Origin of the sequence: Psychrobacter sp. CAL346-MNA-CIBAN-0220 (assembly GCF_040309805.1) — a bacterium.
In the GTDB taxonomy this organism is placed as follows: Bacteria; Pseudomonadota; Gammaproteobacteria; order Pseudomonadales; family Moraxellaceae; genus Psychrobacter.
This window is the reverse complement of the sequence record NZ_JBEOPF010000753.1, coordinates 1-234: the sequence shown is the minus strand read 5'-3', so window position 1 is coordinate 234 and position 234 is coordinate 1. Positions and strand designations below refer to the sequence as shown.

1 protein-coding gene is annotated in these 234 nt (G+C 41.0%); it reads left to right on the top strand.

What is annotated here, in order from left to right; translation table 11 throughout:
• Positions 1 to 234, top strand: a 234-nt coding sequence (locus AAEY88_RS15550; protein ID WP_350563838.1) for an arginine N-succinyltransferase, incomplete at both ends; no start/stop codon positions are given.

Below are 234 nucleotides of genomic sequence, written 5' to 3'. Positions count from 1 at the left end.
ATTTTGTTGAAGCAGACTACTTGTCTGGTTTAGGCAAAAAAGCCTTTATGGCCGAAATGATGCCGCGAAACCCCGTTTATGTTTGCATGTTGCCTAAAAAAGCCCAAAAAGTGATTGGTGAAGTGCATAAAAACACTAAGCCAGCATTACGTTTATTACAAGCTGAGGGTTTTAAGTTCCGTAATTATGTCGATATTTTTGATGGCGGCCCAACGGTTGAATGTGCACTAGCTG